We start from the raw sequence: 20349 nt of genomic DNA on the forward strand, positions 1-20349 counted from the left end.
GGTGGCTCGGTGCTTCAGCGTCGGAACGCGAGCTCCAGGCCGAACATCGTGTCCCACGCGTCGTCGCCATCCAGCGTGACGCGGTCCGCGGAGGCCGTGGCGGCCAGCCGCAGGTTCATGCCCAAAAGGCGTCCCGCCGCCCCCGCCGCGAGGTGGCTCGTGGAGACCGAGAGGTCCCCCATGCGCTTGTTCGGCGACGACACGCCCAGCGCGCCCCAGCCGACCCCGGCCTCGATGAACAGCGGGGTGCGCCGCACGTCCCGCGTGCCCACCAGGGCCATCACCGTGGCGCGGTGCGTGCGCACGTTCTCGAAGCGCTTGGGCATCACCGTGTAGCTGGCGCGCCCGCCGTAATAGAAGTTCGACGAGCCCTGGCTGCGCCACGACAGGCTGGGGCCGGTGGCGTACGCATCCAGGCCCAGCGGCGCCTGCTGGCCCACCAGCCCCACCTCCAGGCCGGAGAAGAACGGGTGTGGGGCCGCCATCACGAGCGAGCGGGGCACGAGGCCGCCACCCTCGGCGGGCGGGAAGGCCCGGGAGAAGTCCACGGGCACCAGGCCCGCGGCGGCCACGTACTGGTCATAGAAGTTCTTGTCGAGCGGCACCGCGAACAGGCCCCGGCGCAGGGCCTCCTCGGCGGGGCCACGCTCCTGCAGCTCGCGCGGCTTCAGGTCCAGCACCCCCTGGCTCAGCTCCGCCAGGGTGATGCGCGCCTCGCTGGTGGGCGTGCGCAGCCAGTACACGTCGCGCTCGGGCAGCCGCAGCATCACGTACTGGTCCTCCGCGCGCCGCACGTCCGCCAGCCGCCGGCCCTCCGCGTCCTCCACGGACACACGCGCCTGTCCGAAGGTGGAGCTCAACACCAGGCTGGGTCCCGCGGGCGCGCCTCCGACGAGCGGACGGCGCGGCTCGCCGGTGGGCGCGAAGGCGTGGATGCTCAGGCGCGCGGGCAGGCCCTTCACGCCCTGCAGCGACGCGGACACGAAGGCGCCCAGCTCGCTGTACTCCACCTGGCCGTCACCGTTGATGTCGGCCGCGCCCAGCAGGCCCGAGCGCGCCACGTGGCTGAAGACGCCGGCGCGGATGCGCGACCACTCGTGCGTCTCGCCGTCGTCGCTCTCCGCGAACACGGCGCCCACCGTGGGGCGCGTGGCCAGCTGCTCGCGCGCGAGCATGCCGCGCAGCTCCGCCAGCACCGCCGCCTCCGTCTGGCCGCCGCGGCTGCCGACGACGCCCGAGGCGCGGCACGCGTCCACGATGAGGTGCACGTAGTCGGCGGCGAGCGGGTCCACCACGTCCGCGTAGAGGCTCGACTTGTCCAGCCGGCCTCCGGCCAGCGTGAAGTAGGCGCGGCCCGCCTCGTCCGTGTTGCCGTGGCCCACGTACACCACGAGCACGTCCGTGGTGCGGCCCGCCTCGTCGTCGGCGAGGCTGGCGGCGCGCAGCCGGGCCACCTCGCGCTTCACCTCCTCGGGCGTGGGCGGACGCGCGCCCGCGAGCACGGGCCGTCCCCCCGCGCGCGTCGCCGCGTCCGGGTCCACCAGCAGCGTCGTCTCCACGCCCAGCCGTTGCAGCGTCTCCGCCCACAGCACGCCGTCGTCATCGGCGAAGCGCAGCGCGGGCAGCGACGGGTCATCGCTCCCGTTGTGGGCAATCACGAGGGCGCGGCGGACCAGGGCATCCGCCGAGGCGTCGCGCGCTGCGAAGAGCGCGGCGACCCCGAGGAGCACTCCCAGCTTGTTCATGGGCCTTCCTCTACCCTCAGTGTCTGCTTGAGCACCACTGCCCCCCCCGGCTCCTGGCCACGCAAGGCCGCCAGGGCCGCGGACGGGCTGCCGGCGAACGCCGCGGTCACCTCCGCCTCACCCACCGTCTCCGGCAACGGCACCGTCAGCTCCAGCGGCGCCTCCTGCCCCGGGGTCCCCGTCAGCACGAAGGGCCCCGCCATCAGCTCCGCGCGCTGGGTGCCGCGGACCTGGAGGGCCACGTGGGTGTAGGGCGCCTGTCCTCCCGCGGCGAAGGCGAGCATGGCGCCAGCGGGGCAGGCCTCGCTCGCGTGGAGCTCCTTGAGCGGCTGGCCGGGCGTGGCGCAGAAGATGCGCAGCGCGACGCCGGGTGGGGGTGTGCCCAGGCCCCGTGAGCGGAACTCGTCCCGGGGCAGTGACGTCAGCACCACCGCGAGCACCACCGCGGCCAGCGCGCCGCCCAGGGCCGTCAGCGAGGGCCAGCGCGCGGGCGCCTCCAGCGGCGCCGCCGCCGCGAGCGCCGCCTCCAGGCCTCCTTCCGTCAGGGCGTGTCGCTCCACGGAGGAGGGGGTGTCCAGCGAGCCTTCCAGGGCGCGCTGCGCCCGGGCCCAGCGTTCGTAGAGCGGGCCACATCGATGGCACAGGTGCGCATGGCGCAGCAGGCGGGCGGCTTGGGGCGAGGGCAGCTCACCCAGCGCCTGTCGCGTCAGCCCCGCGTCGATGTGTCGCTCGTACCACCTCATGATGGGATGCTCCCGAGGGCGCACAGGGCGAGGGTCGCCAGGAGCACTCCCAGCTCCAGGCGCCCGGGCTCCGCCGCCGTCTCCAACCAGCCGGAGGTCTTCAGGTACTCCATGAACTGCGTGCGCAGTCGCCGCTCGCGCACCCGGACCTCGCCGCGGGTGAGCTTCAGCTGTTCGGCGGCGCTCTCCTGGGACAGCCCGTCGACGAAGCGCAGCTGGGCGAGCGCGCGGACCTCCTCGGGCTGGGACTCCAGGAAGCGGCGCACCAGCGTGCGCACCTCGGTGCCCAGCGCCTCCTCCTCGGGACTCCGCCCCTCGTTGGGGAGCTGACCGAGCTCCGGCGCGTCGTCCATGGACACTGCCTCTCGCGACACGCGCCCCGACGCGCGCATCAGGTCGATGGCCGTGGAGCGCGCCACCGTCAGCAGGAAGCCCAGGTAGGGGCGGACCCCGTCGTAGGCCTGTCGCATGTTGGGGCGGAACGCGCGCACGAACGTCTCCTGGTGGGCCGCGTCCAGGTCCAGCGCGGACAAGGAGACGGTGCGGCTGCCGCCTCCCTCCATGCCCACCGCGAAGCGTCGCGAGAGGTAGCGCAGCACCTCCGGCGAATAGGCGCGGTACACCTGGGTGAGGACGGTGGTGTCCCCACGGCGGAAGGACTCCAGGACGGAGCGTTCATTCCCTGGCAGCACGGTGTCTCCGACCCACGCGAGCCGAGTCCGAGCCCAATGCCCGGCCAGCCGTCATCCTCGAAAAAGGATACGGAGCGTGCCCTCGAAATGGGTCGTCCACCTCAACGAAGAGGGTGCGATTTCCTTGCGTGGCGGGTCGGAAATAGTTGCCGGGAGGGGGGCTTCACTCCCGGCGGCACGTCTAGGCTGGACGGGCCCGCGCCCTTGATGTCAGGGCGCCGGGCGGGTGACGACGTGCTGGTGTTCGGCGGGGACCCAGGGGATGGCGGGGCCCTGGTAGTCCGGGCCGAACCAGCACTCGAGGAAGCGGACGGGCCCCACGATGTGGTCGTTGAACGCCGCGAGCTCCTCGGCGGGGACCCACAGCTCCTGGTGGAGCCGTGCGCCCACGGTGCGGACGGGGTAGCGGGCGAGCCAGGGCGCGTCCACGTCGAAGGCGGTGACGAAGCCCACGTGGCCGCTGCCCGCGTCCGGCGCGTTCCAGTCCCGGGCAATCTGCCGGGCATAGTCCGCGCTCATCACGGGATAGAAGAAGGGCTGGTCCGGCAGGCGGGGAGGGAAGCCTCGGCGGTCGAGCTCCCAGACGAGCTGCGCCTCCTTCAGCCCCACCGGGCGGTACAGCGTGAGCGTCTCCAGCATGGGCGTCTCCTCGAGGAAGGGCGGGCCACGCCGGGGTGGCATGGCGTGCCGTCGACGCGGGCTGGCGTGACGCCCTGACCGCGCGGGCTCGAGGGTTACGACTCCTGGCGGTAGTACACCCACGCCCGGTCCTTGGGAATCAGGGCCGGGGGGTCCAGGCGGATCAACTCGTGGGAAATCTCGTGGTCATCGGGAAAGTCCGCGATGAGCTCGGTCTCCACCTCGGACATCGTCTCGACGTCCTCGTCGCGAATCGCGCCCTCGTAGAACGCCTCGAAGTGCAGCTTGGTGTCTTCGAAGCGGACGGTGACGGCGCGCAGCCGGGAGGGGATGGCTCCCAGCAGCGCCCGCTGCAGCGACAGGTGGACCAGGCTGCTTCGGTTGGGTGTGCTCATGGATTGGCGGGGACGATATGCGCGCCCTCACGCGAGTAGTGGATGATTCCGCGCGTCGTCGGCTGGCCGTTGACCTGACCGATGACCTCGCCGAAGTCCACCCGCTCCCGGAAGCCCGGCTGACCCCGCGCGACGTTGCCCACGGGCTGTCCCTGGCCGGAGAAGCGGTCCAGCAGGCCCTGCGGATTGGAGTGCGTGAAGGGGCTGCGGCCCGGGATGTAGTTCTGGTGCCCGACGATGTGCTTGCCCTGCTTGGCCTCCTCCAGCAGCACCCTCGCCGCGGCGGGCGCGGCCACACCCTCGACGCCCGCGGCCGCCACGGCGCCACCCACGCGCGGGGCGATGGACCCCGCCACGGCGCGGGCCGCCCCGACGCCTCCCAGCAGCATCGAGGAGAGGCTCACGGCGTTCTGCGCGGCGGCCTCCGCCTGCGAGCGGGGCTGGATGGCCAGGTCGGTGCGGAAGCGGAAGTCGATGCCAGCGGCCCCCAGGCCCTGGTTGACGCCGGCGTTCACCAGGCTCGCTGAGTCCAGCACGAGGTTCGCGGCGCCCGTGGCGTAGCCCCGGGCCGTGTCCGCCGCCCAGGTGCCGGCGCGCTGATACCAGGTGGAGCCCGCGCTCGGCGCCCCGGTGGGAGCATCCGACGTGGTGCCCGTCACCGCCTGCGCGACCTGTCGCCGCTCCCCCACGCCGCTCGGTGCGGGGTCGAAGCTGGAGACGCCGCGAAACTCCGCGGGAGGTTGTGCCCCAGGCGCACGCGTCGGCGCGGTGGGCTCCGCCCGGGGCTCCTCTCGGGGTGTCTCCTCTCTCGAGGTGACGGGTGCGGCGGGACGGCGCGCTGACAAGGGAGGGAGGGACATCGGTCTTCTCCTGCTCGACTGGCTTTCAGGAGATTATCCCTCACACCTGACCTTGAGTTGCGTTTGGAGAAAGGCCAGTTGATTCAATGACTTGCGCGGACTCGATTCAATGACTTCCATCGTGTGATGGAGCGACCCGCCTGGGTCGATGTTGAAGCGGGGCGCCCCGACCCACCCCGCGCCGATGCGGCACGGACGAGGTCGAGGGCCCCTCTGTCGATGAGGGACGGCGGGCTTTCGAGGGCCCGTCGCCTGTGTGTCATTCCGTGCGACTCAGAAGGCCGAGCCGTCCACGCGCCGGCCCGGGGAGGCGAGCGAGGAGGACAGTGAATCGTGGCGCACCCACTCGCCCGCGCCCGAGCCGTCCGGGTTGCGGTTGTAGGAGACGCCCAGGAAGGTGTCGTCGTAGGTGGAGTGGTCCTGCTCGGAGCCGTCCGGGCGGACCAGGTAGACGGAGTCGCCCGTGCTCCCCTCGTTCTTGCCGCGGTTGAAGCGCAGCCCCTCACCCCCGTTGGACGCGGCGGTGTTGGGCGTGCCCGAGGGGACGGCCGACGCGCCCGAGTACACGGTGTAGACGGCGCCCGGCTGCAGCATCGTCCCCGAGGCGAAGACGTGGCGCGCGGGCTTGTCGCCGCGCCGGGACTCGGCGTCGTGCAGCGAGTAGCCGCCCAGGTTCACCGCGGAGGCGCCGGTGTTGCGCACCTCCACGAACATCTTGTCGTAGTCCGGGGTGTTGCTCCCACTCGGCGGCAGGGGTTGAGGCAGGTACTCGTTGATGAACAGCGTGGGCACGGGCCGGTTGAGCGTGAAGGGGCCGTCGCTGACGTCCGCCAGGGTGGTGTCCGCCGCGTCGTTGATGCGCACCCGCGCGGTGGAGGAGCTCTCCGAGGGCACCGTCCACGCGAAGCTGCCCGAGGCCGCGGCCACGGAGGCGGCGACGTCGCTCCACACCACGCCGTTGTCGAGCGAGTACTGCAGCCGCACGTTCTGCACGCCGGAGGACGCCCAGGTGATGTTGAACGTGCTGCCCGCGGCGAGCACCTCGCCCCCATTGGGCGCGGTGACCCTCAGCGTGCGCGCCGTCGTCTGCCCGAAGTTGTAGCGACTGATGATGGGGTAGTGGTCGGACGTGGTGGTGCCATAGCGGGTGATGTTCGGGCGCAGCACCGCGGCGGACCCCGGGACGTAGGACGCCAGCATCTCGTTGCTGACCAGCTGGTGGTCGATGAACGTGTTGCGGCTCACCGTGGAGCCGATGCCGGACAAGGACATGTCCATGGTGACGAAGCGGTAGTTGGCCGCGTCGTCCACGAAGTTGCGGTAGGGCGTCTCGCGGTTGCCGACGGTGGAGACGTCCACGTCGTCGTTCCAGTCGCCCACCACCATCACCCGCTGCGTGGGGAGGTTGCTGTCCAGGTAGCTCTTGAGCAGCTGCCCCGCCTCCAGCCGCCGCTCGTAGTCCGACGACTCGGTGCCGTTGCTGGTGGCCTTCATGTGCAGCATCAGTATCGACAAGTCCACGTTGGTGCCGGAGCGGGTGACGCGCAAATCCACCCGCAGCGGCGGCCGGCCGGCGAAGTAGTAGTCGCTCGAGCCCAGGACGATGCGCGCCTCGCGCACCTGCACCAGGCCCTTCTTGTAGAGGATGCCCACCTTCTGCTCGTCCGCGTCGTAATAGAAGGAACCGGATGACACGAGCGAGTCGCTGGCCAGGAAGCCCTCGTACTCGGGCAGCTGGGCCTTGAGCTGCTCGAAGTGCGCCGCGTCGACCACCTCCGCCAGCCCCCAGACGTCCACGCCCGCGCCGGCAATCACCGTCCTCACGTTGGCCAACTGGAGCGCCTCGTCCGACGGGCCCATGCCCGTGTGTCCGAACCACTCGATGTTCCAGTTGGCCACCGCCAGCGGGAAGCTCGTCGTGGGGCCGCCATCCGTCCCACCGTCTGACCCGCCACCATCCGGCGTGCCCGTGCCCGGCTTCACCTCAACCGAGTAGCGCGCCTGTGCGCTCACGCCGCTGGCGTCCACCACCTTCACCGAGAAGCTGGTCGTGCCCGCGAGCCGCGGGATGCCCGTCAGCTCACCGTCCTGTGACAGCGACAAGCCCTCGGGCGGCGCGCCCTCCGTCACGGAGAACGTCACCGGGGGACGCCCACCCGTGACGCCGATGGAGAGCGTGTAGCCACTGCCCGCGACACCCGTCGCGAGCACCATGTCGGCGATCACCGGCGCGGGCCACACCTTGAGGGTGTACGGCCGCGAGTCCTCGCCCTTCTCCACGTCCACCACACTGACCGCGAGCGTGTAGTCGCCCGCGACGCTCGCCGGGCCCGTCAGCCGCCCGTCCGTCGAATAGAACGAGAAGCCCGGGGGCGGCTCCGACTTCAGCGCGTAGCGCAGGGGCGCGACGCCGCCGGTCGCGGTGATGCGCGTGTCATAGGCCGCCCCCACCGTGGTGTCGGTCAGCGCGGAGATGTTGGGCAGCTTCGGGCCGCTGCCGGGGTTCGGGTCGTCCCCGCCGGAGCAGGCGCTCATGAAGGTCAGGAGCAGCAGCATCCCGACGGCGCGTTGGATGGACATGAAGGTGGTCTCCCCGAGGAGCGGCGGGGGCTCGGCCGTTCCCCCTATATGAAATCCGACACTCTAGCCGTATCCCGTGGGGAGATGCTCGCGGGAGCTGTCCCCTCGGGGAACTGCAATGGCGCCCGGGGATGTCCGTGACATATTCGAGGGCCGCGAAACCCACGGGGGGCGCCGCCGCCCGGACGAGAGGACCTGCGCAATGGCCGAGAAGTGGGACAAGCACCTGATGGAGTTCCTCAAGCGCACCGGCGACGAGCTCAAGCGCACCACCGACGACCTGCGCGGCGAGGCCCAGCGGCTCCTCAAGGAAGTGAAGGACCCGGACAAGCAGGCCAAGGTGAAGGAGGGCCTGGTGCAGCTGCGCACCTGGGCCGCCAGCACCACCAAGGTCGCCGCGGAGAAGATCGAGACCGCCGTGCGCCAGGTCGAGGGCGCCGTGGAGCGCGCCTTCCGTCCCGAGGAGGGCGAGGAGGGCGCGCCGGGCGCCGCGAAGTCCGAGGCCGCCGAGGCCCCCCAGGCTCCGCGCCCCAAGGCCGAGCCGAAGGCCGCGAAGAAGGCCCCGGGCACCAAGTCCATCGGCCGCAAGAAGGCCAGCGGGCGTCCGGCCGCCAAGAAGGCCGCCCCGACTTCCAAGAAGACAGTGGGCCGCGCCAAGAAGCCCACCGCCGGAGCGTGAAGTTCCGCTCGGCCTTGAATCAGACAGGCCCGGACTCCAGGTTCCGGTTCCGTCAATCATTGCCGCCAGTTGGATCGGTTTGCGGCGCGTGAGATAGTGCGCGCCGTGGCCGGCTCCAGTGAAAAGGACAGCATCCAGGCGGAAATCGGGCAGGACGTCATCGACGCGGCGGTCCGCAGCGTCGAGCGTCGCATGGAGGATGAAGAGGTGACCGTCATCGAGGTGGAGGCCCCCCAGGCCGCTGCTTCCGAGGACGCGGCCGCCTCCATCGCCCCCGAGGATTCCGTGCCTCCCCAGGACTCCCCAGCGCCCTCCGCGACCGCGGAAGAGGTCGCCCAGCTGCGTCAGGAGGTGGAGTCTCTCAAGGCGCAGGTCGAGTTCAGTCAGGCCAAGGGCCGCGAGACGATGGAGCGGCTGCGCGAGGCGCACGAGCGCGCCAAGGAAGCGCAGGACCGCATGGTCCGCGCCGCCGCGGACCTGGAGAACTACCGCAAGCGCGCGCAGAAGGAGAAGGAGGAGGTCCAGCGCTTCGGCTCGGAGAAGCTGCTCAAGGACCTGCTCCCGGTGATGGACAACCTGGACCGCGCGCTCGACGCCGCGACCAAGTCGCCCGACATCGAGAGCTTCCAGAAGGGCGTGGCCATGACGCGCAAGTCCTTCGAGGACGCGCTCGGCCGCCACGGCGTGAAGTCCTTCAGCGCCAAGGGCCAGCCGTTCGACCCGCGCATGCACGAGGCCATCCAGCAGGTGGAGACGGCCGACACGCCCGTGGGCCACGTGGTCTACGAGGTGGTGCGCGGCTTCTTCCTCAACGAGCGGCTGGTGCGCCCGGCCATGGTCGTCGTCGCGCGCGCGCCCGAGGTCGCCGCCGCGCCCGTCGTGGAGGCCGCCGTCGTGGAGGCCGCCTCATCCACCCCCGCGCCCGCCGAGGACTCTCCTCCGGCGGAAGCCGAGCCGCGGGCCGAAGCACCCGAGCAGCACACGGACAGCACTTCCGGGGGGAGTCAGTAAGCATCATGGGCAAGGTGATTGGAATCGACCTGGGGACCACCAACTCCTGCGTCGCCGTCATGGAAGGCGGCGAGCCGGTGGTCATCCCCAACAGCGAAGGCAGCCGCACCACGCCGTCCATGGTGGGCTTCACGGACTCCGGTGAGCGGCTGGTGGGCCAGATTGGCAAGCGCCAGGCCATCACCAACCCGGAGAACACCGTGTTCGCCGTGAAGCGGCTCATCGGTCGGAAGTTCGACTCGCCGGAGGCCAAGAAGGCCATCGGCGTGAGCGCCTTCAAGGTGGTCGCGAGCCCCAACGGCGACGCGTGGGTGGAGATTCGCGGCAAGGGCCACAGCCCGCCGGAGGTCTCCGCCATCGTCCTGATGAAGATGAAGCAGACGGCGGAGGACTACCTCGGCGAGCCCGTCACCGAGGCGGTCATCACCGTCCCCGCGTACTTCAACGACAGCCAGCGTCAGTCCACCAAGGACGCCGGCCGCATCGCGGGCCTCAACGTCCTGCGCATCATCAACGAGCCCACCGCCGCGGCGCTCGCGTACGGCCTGGACAAGGTGAAGGACGGCGGCACCGAGCGCGTGGCCGTCTACGACCTGGGCGGCGGCACGTTCGATATCTCCATCCTGGAGCTGACCGCCGGCGTCTTCGAGGTGAAGAGCACCAACGGCGACACGTTCCTGGGCGGCGAGGACTTCGACCAGCGGCTCATCGACTACCTGGCCAAGCGCTTCGCCGAGCAGAACAACGGCCTGGACCTGCGCCGCGACCGCATGGCGCTGCAGCGCCTGAAGGAGGCCGCCGAGCGCGCCAAGCACGAGCTGTCCAGCGCGCCCGAGACGGAGGTGAACCTGCCGTTCATCACCGCGGATGCGTCCGGCCCCAAGCACCTGACGGAGACGGTGGACCGCTCCACCTTCGAGGCGCTGGTCGCCGACCTCATCGACCGCACCATCGAGCCCTGCAAGATTGCCCTCAAGGACGCGGGTTTGACCGCGCAGCACATCAACCAGGTGCTCCTGGTGGGCGGCATGACGCGCATGCCCCGCGTGCAGCAGAAGGTGCGCGAGTTCTTCGGCAAGGAACCGCACAAGGGCATCAACCCGGATGAAGTCGTCGCCGTGGGCGCGGCCATCCAGGGCGGCGTGCTCAAGGGCGAGGTGAAGGACGTCCTCCTGCTGGACGTCACGCCCCTGTCCCTCGGCGTCGAGACGGCCGGCGGCGTCTTCACGAAGATCATCGACAAGAACACCACCATCCCCTGCAAGAAGAGCCAGGTGTTCTCCACGGCGGTGGACAACCAGCCGCTGGTGAGCGTGCACGTGCTCCAGGGCGAGCGCGAGATGGCGGCGGACAACAAGACGCTGGCCCGCTTCGAGCTGGTGGGCATCCCCCCGGCGCCGCGCGGCGTGCCGCAGATTGAGGTGTCGTTCGACATCGACGCCAACGGCATCGTGCACGTCAGCGCCAAGGACCTGGGCACCGGCAAGGTCCAGCAGGTGCGCGTGGTGAGCAACTCCGGCCTGTCGGAGGCGGAAATCCAGGCGATGATTTCCGACGCCCAGTCGCACGCCGCCGACGACAAGAAGAAGAAGGAGCTGGCGGAGCTGCGCAACAACGCGGACGGCCTCATCTACACCACCGAGAAGAGCCTGGAGGAGTACGCCAGCCTCCTGTCGGAGAAGGACCGCGAGGAGATCAAATCGGACCTGGAGCGGCTCAAGGGCCTGCTCAACACCTCCGACCCGGTCGCCCTCAAGGAGGCCTTCCAGCGCCTGGAGGGCAGCGCCTACCGCATCGCCGACGCCATCTACACCGGCCAGGCGAGCTGAAGCACCCGCCTCACGGACGGGGGGATGCAATCGCCGGAAGCCCTCCGGCGTAGAGTCAGACACCCCCTGTCCGTTCCGAGGTTTCAGTCATGCAGCCAGTCGAAGGCGTCGTCATGGTGCTCGTGGTGGCGATGACGTGCGGCATCCCCCTCTTGGGGTTGACGCTGCGCTTCTCGCTCAAGCCCGTGCTGGAGGCGTTCATCCGCCTGCGCGAGGCCCAGCTGGGCTCCCGCCCCGAAAACGACCTGCTGCGCGAGCGCGTGGCCTACCTGGAGCGTGTGCTGGAAGCCCACGGCCTCATCGAGGACCGCCGGATGGTGCACCCCACCAGCCCCCCCGAGCGCCTGCCGCCCGGCGCCACGGCCCTGAAGGACCGCGAGCGCGTCTAGGCGGGCGTTGACCCACGCACGCTGTTCTCGGCCCCTGGCTTCCCGGGGAATCCCTCCCAGGTTGTAATAGGGGGGTGGAATTCCCTTCCTTGGAGACAGAGGTCGCGTTCCTGCGTGGGCTGGTGGCCGTGCAGCGCATGGCGGATGACATCCTGGAGGACTGCCTCCAGCGCGGCCTGACGCTGGACGCGGGCCTGGACGTCTTCCTCACGCAGTGCGCGCGCATGGTGCATGCGCCCGCGGGCTTCGTGTCCCTGCGCGGCACCCGGGGGCCCGTGCTGACGCGGGTGCTGGGTGAACTGGGCGTGGACGTGTTCGAGGCGGCGCTGTGGCGCGGCCCCCGCCGGCTCCCCAACGGGCGGATGCTGTTCTGCGCCCGGCTGAAGCTGGGCACGCTGGAGCTGGGCGGGATGGGGCTGGCGGTGGAGGGCGCCTTCCCGGACGGCGGCGGGCTGGTGATGAAGCTGGTGGAGGCCATCGGCGAGCAGCTGGACACGTCGGTGCTGGCCTTCCTGGCGCTGACGGACGGGCAGGGCCCCCTGGAGCGGCTGGACGACCTGGCGATGGACGACACGCCGGTGCCGCGCGGGCGCATCGGCAAGTACGAGGTCCTCACCCCCCTGGGCACCGGCGGCATGGCCCAGGTGCTGGTGGCGCGGGCCCGGGGACCGGAGGGGCTGGGCCGGCTGGTGGCCCTCAAGCGCATCCTCCCCCACCTGACGGCGGACCCGGCCATCGTGCAGCAGTTCCTGGACGAGGCGCGCATCGGCCTGCGGCTGGCGCACCCCAACCTGGTGCACGTGTACGACTTCGGCGAGGCGCAGGGGGCGTACTTCATCGCCATGGAGCTGGTGCGGGGCGTGGACCTGGACCGGCTGCTGCGCGCGCGCCGGGGGCCTTTGACGCCCGAGCAGGCGGTGGCGGTGGTGGTGCAGGCGCTGCACGGCCTTCAGGCGGCGCACACGCTGAAGGGCGAGGACGGCAAGCCGCTGCACCTGGTGCACCGGGACTTGTCCCCGCACAACCTGATGGTGGGCTTCGACGGGCGGGTGAAGATCCTCGACTTCGGGGTGGCCAAGGCGCGCGCCCAGCGGACCATGACGCTGCCGGGCATCGTGAAGGGCAAGCCCCTGTACATGTCCCCGGAGCAGGCGCGGGGGCAGCGGCTGGACGCGCGCAGCGACCTGTTCGCGATGGGGCTGATTCTCTACGAGGCGCTCACCGGCAAGCGGGCGTTCGACCGGGGCGACGAGCTGCGCTCCATGCAGGCCATCTGCGACGAGCGGCTGACGCGCCCGGACACCATCACCCAGCCGCTGTGGGAGGTGCTGGAGATGGCCCTGGCCAAGTCGCCCACGGCGCGCTTCTCCGACGCCCTGGAGATGGCGGAGCGGCTGCAGGACGCCCTCACGCCGGTGAAGGACGCGGAGCTGGCGCGGCTGATGGCCCGGCACTTCCCGGACCGGCTGCGCGAGCTGCAGCAGCTGGACCGCGCCGAGGCGCAGGGCCGCGCCGGTGGGCCTCCGCCCGCCGTGGAGCCGGACATCGAGGACGCGGACACCGAGCCTCGGCCCCGTCCCGCGCCCCAGAAGAAGGCCGCGCGCTGACACCGGCTGCCCCGGCACCGCCCCCTTCCGACGGGGAGCGGTGGCCGGGTGCCATGCCTTCACGCGGCCGATGCCTCAGGAGCGACGCAGCGACGGGTCGTCGGACGTCGCGTTGAGGGTGCGCGGCGCGTCGACCTCGCCCTCGGTGCTGATGTCCACGTGCTCGTGGCGCACCCGCTCGGTGAAGCGGCGCTCCTCCTCGACGACGTCCTTGTGGATGACGACCTCCTCGTCGAGCACCTGGCGCTTGATGACCTCCGCCTCCTCGGCGCGCAGGGGGACGACGATGGTCTCGTCCTTGAACGCGCCCGTCACCGGCGTGTCCGACGACACCGCCCGCCGCTCCACGCGGACCCGCTCGTGGCGCAGGGGGACCTTCACCACCTCCTCCTCCTCCACGATTTCCTTGTGCACGCGCAGCTCACCCGCCTGCAGGTCGTGCTTCTCCACGCTGAGCTTCTCGCTGTGGACGGGGATGGAGATGTCGCGGTTGTCGGTCCACTCCGTCTTGCCGCGCCGCAGGTCCGTGTCCGCCTTCATGTTGGCCTTGTAGGCGAGGTCCTCCTTCAGGCCGGTGGCGGGCAGCGGCGTCACGGAGGCCCGGCCGCCGTTCAGCTCCGTCTCCCGGATGCGCGTCTCCTTCACCGTGCGTTCGGAGGCGAGGCCCATGGCGCCCGCGCCCATGTCCGTGGTGCCCCGGGCGCGCTCGGCCTCGGAGACCTGCTGCAGCGCGTCCTTGCCACGGTTGAGGATGACCTCCCCGTCGCGAATCTCGCTCACCTCGGTGAACGCGACCCGGTAGTCCTTGGGGAAGAACAGACCTCTCTCGATGTGGAACGCGTCGTCGCCGATGGCGAAGACCTTGCCGAGCTTCTCGTCGTCGATGCTGCGGACAACCATCCCTTCGCGTACGTCCTTCTTGTTCTTGAGCATGGCTGGCTCCTCCTGAATGCCTCCTGGATGCATCAACCGGAAGGTGGGAGTGGGTCCGCGGATGAACAGTGTCTCGCCAACATGCGTGCTCAGGGCTCGCCCCCGTGGCCGCCGATGCGCCCATGCCCGCCCGCCTTCGTGAACCGGGTCCTGTCCTCTTTCCGGGCACCTCCGGCGAAGCGGGTGGGAGGCCGCCGGGGGCCAGGATTCGAGCGCTCCGCCCTCGACGGGGACACGCGTGACGCGCCGCACGGAGGGTACGTGGGGGGAGGGCCTGTCTGGCAGCGCGCTTGACCCATGGAGAGGGCTCCCCTAGAAAACCGGGGCTTTGACTCGCAGCACCCCCTGTTGAGGAGGATTGCTCCGCATGCGACGCCTTGCCCCGATGCTGCTCGCCGCGCTCGCCGTCTTGGCGGCCGCCTGCGAGAAGAAGACGCAGCCCACCCCTTCTGGTGAGGCCGGCACGCAGGCCGCGCAGGGACAGGCCCCAAGCCCTGGCGGTACGCCCGCGGGCTCGGACACCATCCTGCTGGGCCAGGTGGGCGCGCTCACCGGCGGTCAGGCGACGTTCGGCATCTCCACGCGCAACGGCATCGAGCTGGCGCTCAAGGAGGCCAACGCCGCCGGCGGCGTCAACGGCAAGAAGCTCGCGATTCGCGTCTACGACAACCAGAGCAAGCCGGAGGAGGCCGCGCAGGCCGCCACCCGCCTGATTACGCAGGACAAGGTGGTGCTCATCCTGGGCGACGTGGCCTCGTCCAACTCGCTGGCCATGGCGGAGAAGGCGCAGGCGGCGGGCGTGCCCATGATTACGCCCTCGTCCACCAACACCACGGTGACGGAGAAGGGCGACTACATCTTCCGCGTGTGCTTCATCGACCCGTTCCAGGGCTTCGTGATGGCGAAGTTCGCCCGCGAGGACCTGAAGCTGGGCAAGGTGGCGGTGCTGCAGGACAACAAGAGCGCCTACTCCATCGACCTGTCGGGCGTCTTCACGCGCAAGTTCACGGAGATGGGCGGGAAGATCGCCACCACGGAGAGCTACAGCCAGGGCGACACCGACTACCGCGCGCAGCTGACCGCCATCAAGAAGACGCAGCCGGACGGCATCTACGTGCCGGGCTACTACAGCGAGGTGGGCGTCATCGCCCGCCAGGCGCGCGAGGTGGGCCTCAAGGTGCCCCTGATGGGCGGCGACGGCTGGGACTCCGAGAAGCTCTTCGAGCTGGGCGGCAGCGCGATTTCGGGCAGCTACTTCTCCAATCACTACTCGCCGGACAACCCGGACCCCCGCGTGCAGAAGTTCATCGCGGACTACAAGGCGGCCTACGGCGGCGTCCCGGACGCGCTCGCGGCGCTGGGCTACGACGCGGCCCGCGTGGCGATTGAAGCGCTCAAGCGCGCCAAGGATTTGAGCGGCCCGTCCGTGCGCGACGCGATTGCGCAGACCAAGGACTTCCCGGGCGTGGCGGGCACCGTCACCCTGGATGACAAGCGCAACGCCGTGAAGTCCGCCGTCGTCCTCAAGGTCGGGGATGGCAAGACGCAGTACGTGACGACCATCAATCCCTAAATGGCGCAGCTCCTCCAGCACCTCATCAACGGCCTGGCCGCCGGCACCATCTACGCGCTCGTCGCGCTCGGCTACACGATGGTGTACGGCGTCCTCAAGCTCATCAACTTCGCCCACGGCGACGTCATGATGGTCGGCGTCTACATGGGCTACGCCACCGCGTTCGCGATTGGACGCGAGGCGCGTGGCTCGTTCCTGGGCATCGCCGCCGTCTTCGCGGTGGCCATGCTGGGCTGCGCGCTCATGGGCTTCCTCATCGAGCGCTTCGCCTACCGCCCCCTGCGCGAGAAGCCCCGGCTGACGGCGCTCATCACCGCCATCGGCATCTCCTTCGCCCTGTCCTACGGCTTCCAGCTGGACATCGGCTTCCTGCCGGGCGCCAGCCCGCGCGCGTTCCCCGAAATCATCGAGCCCACCGAGTGGCTCATCATCGGCGACCGCGACGTCGTCGTGTGGAACTGGCAGGTCATCAGCTTCCTCATCGCGGTGGGGTTGATGGTGGGCCTGCAGTACCTGGTGTTCGGCACGCGCTTCGGCCGGGCCATGCGCGCGGTGTCCTGGGACCACCGGGTGGCGGCGCTGATGGGCATCCCCACGGACCGGGTCATCGCGCTGACGTTCATGCTCAGCAGCGGCCTGGCCGCGGGCGCGGGCCTGCTCTACGCCATCAAGGACACGTCGGTGAGCCCGCTGATGGGCCTGTACGTGGGCCTCAAGGCCTTCGTCGCGGCGGTGATTGGTGGCATCGGTCACGTGCCGGGCGCGGTGGTGGGCGCGCTGGTGCTGGGGCTGGTGGAGGAGTTCGTCGTGGGCTACGCGGCCAGCACCTGGCGTGACGCGGTGGCCTTCGGCTTCCTCATCCTCGTGCTGCTCGTGAAGCCCGGTGGCCTGTTCGGCCGGGTCGCCGCGGAGAAGGTCTGATGGAGACCCCCGCGCTCCCCATCCCCGAGGCCCGCACGCTCGTGCCGCCCTCGCTGCGTGGCGTGCTGCCGCTGCTCATCGCCATCCCCGCGCTGGTGTTGTTCCAGTGGTCCCTGCAGGGCTCCGAGTTCGCCACCTATCTGCTGTCCGTCGTCGGCGTGAACATCATCCTCGCGGTGAGCCTCAACATCGTGAACGGGATGACGGGGCAGTTCTCCATCGGCCACGCGGGCTTCATGGCCGTGGGCGCGTACATCGCCGGCTACTGCTCGCTGCAGCTCAAGGAGGTGGCGCTGTCCTTCCTCCCCGTGGCGGCCAGCGACCAGGTGCTCTTCACGGTGGCGCTGCTCGTGGGCGGCTGCGCGGCGGCGGCGTGCGGCTTCCTGGTGGGCCTGCCGTCCCTGCGCCTGCGCGGTGACTACCTGGCCATCGTCACGCTGGGCTTCGGCGAAATCATCCGCGTCGTGGTGCAGAACACGGACGCCTTCGGCCGCGCGCTGGGCCTGTCGGGCATCCCCCAGTACTCGAGCCCCGGCATGGTGTTCTTCTGGGTGTTCCTGGTGGTGCTGGCCGCGCGCCGCATCGCCGGCTCCAGCCACGGCCGCAGCCTGTGGGCCATCCGCGAGGACGAGGTGGCCGCCGAGGCCATGGGCGTGGACACCACCGGCTACAAGGTGCGCGCGTTCGTCTTCTCGTCCTTCTTCGCGGGCATCGCGGGCGGGCTGTTCGCCCACTTCGTGCCCATCATCAACCCCGGCTCCTTCACCTTCGTGCGCTCGATGGAAATCGTCGTCATGGTGGTGCTGGGCGGCCTGGGCTCCACCACGGGCGCCTTCGTCGCGGCCATCTTCCTGACGCTCCTGCCCGAAGGCATGCGCTCCCTGTTCGGCGCGCTGGGCACCGAGGGCAGCCTGGCGCAGCGGGTGGACCAGATTCGCATGCCCATCTACGGCCTGTTGCTCGTCGTCTTGATGCTCGCCAGGCCCCAGGGCCTGTTCGGCACGAAGGAGATCTGGGACGTGCTGCCACGGTGGCTGCCCCGGAAGCGTCGGGGGCTGGCGTGAGCGCGAACGTGACGGCCCTCCCCCCCACGTCCTCCGAGCCCGTGCTGGTGGCGGACGGCGTGAGCATCCAGTTCGGTGGCCTCAAGGCGCTGACGGACTTCCACCTGTCCATCCGGCAGGGGGATTTGCTGGGCCTCATCGGCCCCAACGGCGCGGGCAAGTCCACCGCGTTCAACGTGCTGACGGGCGTCTACCAGCCCTCCCAGGGCGTGGTGCGGGTGAGCGGCACGCAGGTCAACGGGCGCAAGCCGCACCAAATCAACCTGCTGGGCGTGGCGCGCACCTTCCAGAACATCCGCCTGTTCCGCGCGCTCTCCGCGCTGGACAACGTGAAGGTGGCCTGCCGCGCGCAGACGGCGCTGCACCAGTCCAGCATCAGCGTGGGCTCCAAGCTGCGCAACGCGGCCCACAACTACGCGGACTGGTGGCGCTCGCTCTTGCTCACCCCGGGCTTCCAGCGCGAGGAGCGGCGGCTGACCGAGCAGGCCGAGCACCTGCTGGACGTCATGGGCCTGTCGCACCGCCGCGACGAGGAGGCGCGAAACCTCCCGTACGGTGAGCAGCGCCGGTTGGAGATCGCGCGCGCCCTGGGCAGCCAGCCCCGGGTGCTGCTGCTCGACGAGCCCGCCGCGGGCATGAACACGCGCGAGAAGGCGGACCTGATGGTGCTCATCCGCAAGCTGCGCGACGACTTCAACCTGGGCGTGCTGGTCATCGAGCACGACATGAAGCTGGTGATGGGCATCTGCGAGCGCATCACCGTGCTGGACCACGGCGAGACGATTGCGCGCGGCGCCCCGGCCGAGGTGAGAAGCGACCGCAAGGTCATCGAGGCGTACCTGGGCGACAGCTACCTGGAGAGTCACGGAGGCGCGGCGTGAGCGAGGCGCAGGTGAAGACGCTGGGTGAGCGCCAGGCCTTCGCGCCGCTCCTGACGGTGGAGGGCATCAAGGTCCACTACGGCGCCATCCAGGCGCTCAAGGGCGTGTCGCTGACGGTGGGCAAGGGCGAGGTCGTCGCCCTCATCGGCGCCAACGGCGCGGGCAAGACGAGCACCCTGCGCGCGGTGAGCGGCATGCTCAAGGCGAGCGCGGGGAAGATTCGCTTCGGCGGCCAGGACACCACCAGCCTCAAGGCGCACCAGCTGGTGCCCCGGGGCATGGCGCACGCGCCGGAGGGGCGGGGCATCTTCCCCAACATGTCCGTGCTGGAGAACCTGGAGCTGGGCGCCTACCTGCGCCGCGACACCGCGGAGGTGAAGACGGACATGGAGAAGAGCTTCACGCTCTTCCCCGTGCTCAAGGAGCGGCGCAACCAGATGGCGGGCACGCTGTCCGGCGGCGAGCAGCAGATGCTGGCCATCGCCCGCGCGCTGCTCAGCCGGCCCCAACTGCTGTTGTTGGATGAGCCCTCGCTGGGCCTCGCCCCGCAGGTGACGGAGACCATCTTCCGCACGCTGCGCGAGGTGAACCAGACGGGCGTCAGCGTGCTGCTGGTGGAGCAGAACGCGCACCTGGCCCTCAACTGCGCCCACTACGGCTACGTGCTGGAGACGGGCGAGGTGGCGATGGCGGGCCCCGGCAAGGCGCTCCTGGAGAGCGCGGAGGTGCGCCGCGCCTACCTGGGTGAATAGCTTCCGGAGGCCGATTTTCAGCCTCCGAAGCGTCCACTTCCGTCCTGCCGCGGACGCTTCTGGGGTGTGCGTGACACCTGGAAACTGGCGGCCGTCCCAATCTCGGGTAGTCAGAAGTCGAGCAGTTCTATTAGCGTCGTCCGACGCACCGCGTTCATCTCCCACACCAAATTTCAGGAAGCGCGCCCATGCCTTCGTTGTCTCGCCTCCTTGCCGCCCTTGCCACCCTGTCGCTGATTTCACTCGCGTGCGTCAGCGCCCAGAAGACCGACCCCAACCAGCAGGCGACCTCCACCATCGAGGAGCTGCCGAACGAGGGCGGTGAGTCGGGGGGGGGGCAGCCGGCCGCCGCCGCGGGCCCGCAGCTGACCGAGGTGACGGCCGAAGAGGGCTTCACCGTGAAGATGCCGGGCCAGCCCCAGGTCCAGCGCCAGAAGGTGAACATCCCCGCGGGCGAGGTCTCCACGGCGGCGTACTCGCTGCAGACCGCCGAGGGCGTCATCTACTCCATCAGCACCGCGGACTACCCGGAGAAGGTCGTCGCGAGCCGTCCCCCCGAGGCGTTCCTCAACGAGGGCCGTGACGGCCTCACCAACCAGCTCAAGGGCACCGTCAGCAACGAGCAGGAGCTCACGCTGGATGGCTACCCCGGCAAGTCCTACACGGTGTCCTCGCCCAACGGCGAGGTGCGCGCGCGCAACTACCTGGTGGGCCCGCGCCTCTACACCATGCTGGTCCTCTACAACCCGAGCATCGGCGCGCCGGGCGCGGAGGACTTCCTGGCCTCGCTGGGGCTGGTGAATCCTCCTCCGGCCATTCCGCGCGCGGGCGCGGCGGGCGCGGCGGATGGTGGCGTGGGTGACGCTGGCACGGGCGCGGAGGCGGGCGCCGTCGAGGCCACGTCGCCGGACGCCGGTGCCCAGGACGCGGGCGCTCCGGCCCCCGCGAAGCGTCGCCGCGGCAAGTAGTCACGTCGGAGGGCTTCCCCCGGGCCGCGCTCCCTTCTTCGGGGAGCGTGCTGCTGGCGACACGGGCTCCGTTGCTGCTCAACGGATG

The 20349-nt window shown here is 70.4% G+C and carries 19 protein-coding genes; 11 read left to right on the forward strand and 8 right to left on the reverse strand.

What is annotated here, in order from left to right:
- Positions 1-14: 14 nt before the first annotated feature.
- From LXT21_RS11305 to LXT21_RS11335, 7 genes are all read right to left on the reverse strand, one after another.
- Positions 15-1745 (reverse strand): caspase family protein, encoded by a 1731-nt coding sequence (locus LXT21_RS11305; RefSeq protein WP_254038120.1) that lies wholly within the window; start codon positions 1743-1745, stop codon positions 15-17.
- Entirely contained in the window at positions 1742-2488 is a 747-nt protein-coding gene (locus LXT21_RS11310) for a hypothetical protein (RefSeq protein WP_254038121.1), read from the reverse strand. The genes LXT21_RS11305 and LXT21_RS11310 overlap by 4 nt, the downstream gene beginning before the upstream one ends.
- Complete coding sequence (locus LXT21_RS11315) at positions 2485-3180, reverse strand: RNA polymerase sigma factor (RefSeq protein WP_254038122.1); 696 nt, start codon at positions 3178-3180, stop codon at positions 2485-2487. The genes LXT21_RS11310 and LXT21_RS11315 overlap by 4 nt, the downstream gene beginning before the upstream one ends.
- A gap of 210 nt (positions 3181-3390) precedes the next feature.
- Complete coding sequence (locus LXT21_RS11320; RefSeq protein WP_254038123.1) at positions 3391-3819, reverse strand: ADP-ribosylation/crystallin J1; 429 nt, start codon at positions 3817-3819, stop codon at positions 3391-3393.
- Positions 3820-3914: 95 nt separating this feature from the next.
- The gene (locus LXT21_RS11325; protein ID WP_254038124.1) at positions 3915-4214 is read right to left on the reverse strand and encodes a hypothetical protein; all 300 of its coding nucleotides are present in this window, start codon (positions 4212-4214) and stop codon (positions 3915-3917) included.
- Positions 4211-5074, reverse strand: coding sequence for a polymorphic toxin type 50 domain-containing protein (locus LXT21_RS11330; protein ID WP_254038125.1), 864 nt, complete (start codon positions 5072-5074; stop codon positions 4211-4213). Before LXT21_RS11330 ends, LXT21_RS11325 begins: the two co-directional genes overlap by 4 nt.
- Before the next feature lie 273 nt (positions 5075-5347).
- Positions 5348-7654, reverse strand: a complete 2307-nt coding sequence (locus LXT21_RS11335) for a lamin tail domain-containing protein (protein WP_254038126.1) — start codon at positions 7652-7654, stop codon at positions 5348-5350.
- Between the two features lie 202 nt (positions 7655-7856).
- On the opposite strand from LXT21_RS11335, the gene LXT21_RS11340 reads away from it, so the two are divergent.
- The 5 genes from LXT21_RS11340 (at position 7857) to LXT21_RS11360 (ending at position 13169) form a co-directional block, all read left to right on the forward strand.
- Entirely contained in the window at positions 7857-8333 is a 477-nt protein-coding gene (locus LXT21_RS11340; RefSeq protein ID WP_254038127.1) for a transcriptional regulator, read from the forward strand.
- Between the two features lie 96 nt (positions 8334-8429).
- A complete protein-coding gene (gene grpE, locus LXT21_RS11345) occupies positions 8430-9344 on the forward strand; it encodes a nucleotide exchange factor GrpE (RefSeq protein ID WP_254038128.1) in 915 nt (304 codons plus the stop codon).
- Positions 9345-9349: 5 nt separating this feature from the next.
- The gene (gene dnaK, locus LXT21_RS11350; protein WP_254038129.1) at positions 9350-11173 is read left to right on the forward strand and encodes a molecular chaperone DnaK; all 1824 of its coding nucleotides are present in this window, start codon (positions 9350-9352) and stop codon (positions 11171-11173) included.
- Positions 11174-11262: 89 nt separating this feature from the next.
- Entirely contained in the window at positions 11263-11562 is a 300-nt protein-coding gene (locus tag LXT21_RS11355) for a hypothetical protein (protein WP_254038130.1), read from the forward strand.
- A 137-nt stretch (positions 11563-11699) separates the two neighbouring features.
- Entirely contained in the window at positions 11700-13169 is a 1470-nt protein-coding gene (locus LXT21_RS11360; RefSeq protein WP_254038538.1) for a serine/threonine-protein kinase, read from the forward strand.
- A gap of 75 nt (positions 13170-13244) precedes the next feature.
- On the opposite strand, the gene LXT21_RS11365 is transcribed toward LXT21_RS11360, so the two are convergent.
- Positions 13245-14102, reverse strand: coding sequence for a YsnF/AvaK domain-containing protein (locus LXT21_RS11365; protein ID WP_254038131.1), 858 nt, complete (start codon positions 14100-14102; stop codon positions 13245-13247).
- Between the two features lie 367 nt (positions 14103-14469).
- Between LXT21_RS11365 and LXT21_RS11370 the strand changes: the two genes are divergently transcribed.
- The 6 genes from LXT21_RS11370 to LXT21_RS11395 all read left to right on the forward strand — a co-directional run bounded on the left by LXT21_RS11370 (position 14470) and on the right by LXT21_RS11395 (position 20261).
- Entirely contained in the window at positions 14470-15675 is a 1206-nt protein-coding gene (locus LXT21_RS11370; protein WP_254038132.1) for an ABC transporter substrate-binding protein, read from the forward strand.
- Positions 15676-16596, forward strand: a complete 921-nt coding sequence (locus LXT21_RS11375) for a branched-chain amino acid ABC transporter permease (RefSeq protein ID WP_046716478.1) — start codon at positions 15676-15678, stop codon at positions 16594-16596.
- Positions 16596-17660, forward strand: a complete 1065-nt coding sequence (locus LXT21_RS11380) for a branched-chain amino acid ABC transporter permease (protein WP_254038133.1) — start codon at positions 16596-16598, stop codon at positions 17658-17660. The genes LXT21_RS11375 and LXT21_RS11380 overlap by 1 nt, the downstream gene beginning before the upstream one ends.
- Positions 17661-17668: 8 nt before the next feature.
- The gene (locus tag LXT21_RS11385) at positions 17669-18541 is read left to right on the forward strand and encodes an ABC transporter ATP-binding protein (RefSeq protein WP_254038134.1); all 873 of its coding nucleotides are present in this window, start codon (positions 17669-17671) and stop codon (positions 18539-18541) included.
- Positions 18538-19293 carry an ABC transporter ATP-binding protein gene (locus LXT21_RS11390; protein ID WP_254038135.1) on the forward strand — a complete coding sequence of 252 codons (756 nt, stop codon included), beginning with the start codon at positions 18538-18540 and terminating at the stop codon, positions 19291-19293. The genes LXT21_RS11385 and LXT21_RS11390 overlap by 4 nt, the downstream gene beginning before the upstream one ends.
- Before the next feature lie 188 nt (positions 19294-19481).
- The gene (locus LXT21_RS11395) at positions 19482-20261 is read left to right on the forward strand and encodes a hypothetical protein (RefSeq protein ID WP_254038136.1); all 780 of its coding nucleotides are present in this window, start codon (positions 19482-19484) and stop codon (positions 20259-20261) included.
- Positions 20262-20349: the final 88 nt, after the last annotated feature.

The sequence above is a fragment of the Myxococcus guangdongensis genome (assembly GCF_024198255.1).
Lineage (GTDB): Bacteria > Myxococcota > Myxococcia > Myxococcales > Myxococcaceae > Myxococcus > Myxococcus guangdongensis.

Excerpts from the sequence above, each read along its gene's own strand:
- LXT21_RS11305 (WP_254038120.1), bottom strand. The coding sequence starts at position 1,745 with ATGAACAAGCTGGGAGTGCTCCTCGGGGTCGCCGCGCTCTTCGCAGCG.
- LXT21_RS11310 (WP_254038121.1), bottom strand. The coding sequence starts at position 2,488 with ATGAGGTGGTACGAGCGACACATCGACGCGGGGCTGACGCGACAGGCG.
- LXT21_RS11320 (WP_254038123.1), bottom strand. The coding sequence starts at position 3,819 with ATGCTGGAGACGCTCACGCTGTACCGCCCGGTGGGGCTGAAGGAGGCG.
- LXT21_RS11325 (WP_254038124.1), bottom strand. The coding sequence starts at position 4,214 with ATGAGCACACCCAACCGAAGCAGCCTGGTCCACCTGTCGCTGCAGCGG.
- LXT21_RS11330 (WP_254038125.1), bottom strand. The coding sequence starts at position 5,074 with ATGTCCCTCCCTCCCTTGTCAGCGCGCCGTCCCGCCGCACCCGTCACC.
- LXT21_RS11335 (WP_254038126.1), bottom strand. The coding sequence starts at position 7,654 with ATGTCCATCCAACGCGCCGTCGGGATGCTGCTGCTCCTGACCTTCATG.
- LXT21_RS11340 (WP_254038127.1), top strand. The coding sequence starts at position 7,857 with ATGGCCGAGAAGTGGGACAAGCACCTGATGGAGTTCCTCAAGCGCACC.
- dnaK (WP_254038129.1), top strand. The coding sequence starts at position 9,350 with ATGGGCAAGGTGATTGGAATCGACCTGGGGACCACCAACTCCTGCGTC.
- LXT21_RS11355 (WP_254038130.1), top strand. The coding sequence starts at position 11,263 with ATGCAGCCAGTCGAAGGCGTCGTCATGGTGCTCGTGGTGGCGATGACG.
- LXT21_RS11360 (WP_254038538.1), top strand. The coding sequence starts at position 11,700 with ATGGCGGATGACATCCTGGAGGACTGCCTCCAGCGCGGCCTGACGCTG.
- LXT21_RS11365 (WP_254038131.1), bottom strand. The coding sequence starts at position 14,102 with ATGCTCAAGAACAAGAAGGACGTACGCGAAGGGATGGTTGTCCGCAGC.
- LXT21_RS11370 (WP_254038132.1), top strand. The coding sequence starts at position 14,470 with ATGCGACGCCTTGCCCCGATGCTGCTCGCCGCGCTCGCCGTCTTGGCG.
- LXT21_RS11375 (WP_046716478.1), top strand. The coding sequence starts at position 15,676 with ATGGCGCAGCTCCTCCAGCACCTCATCAACGGCCTGGCCGCCGGCACC.
- LXT21_RS11380 (WP_254038133.1), top strand. The coding sequence starts at position 16,596 with ATGGAGACCCCCGCGCTCCCCATCCCCGAGGCCCGCACGCTCGTGCCG.
- LXT21_RS11395 (WP_254038136.1), top strand. The coding sequence starts at position 19,482 with ATGCCTTCGTTGTCTCGCCTCCTTGCCGCCCTTGCCACCCTGTCGCTG.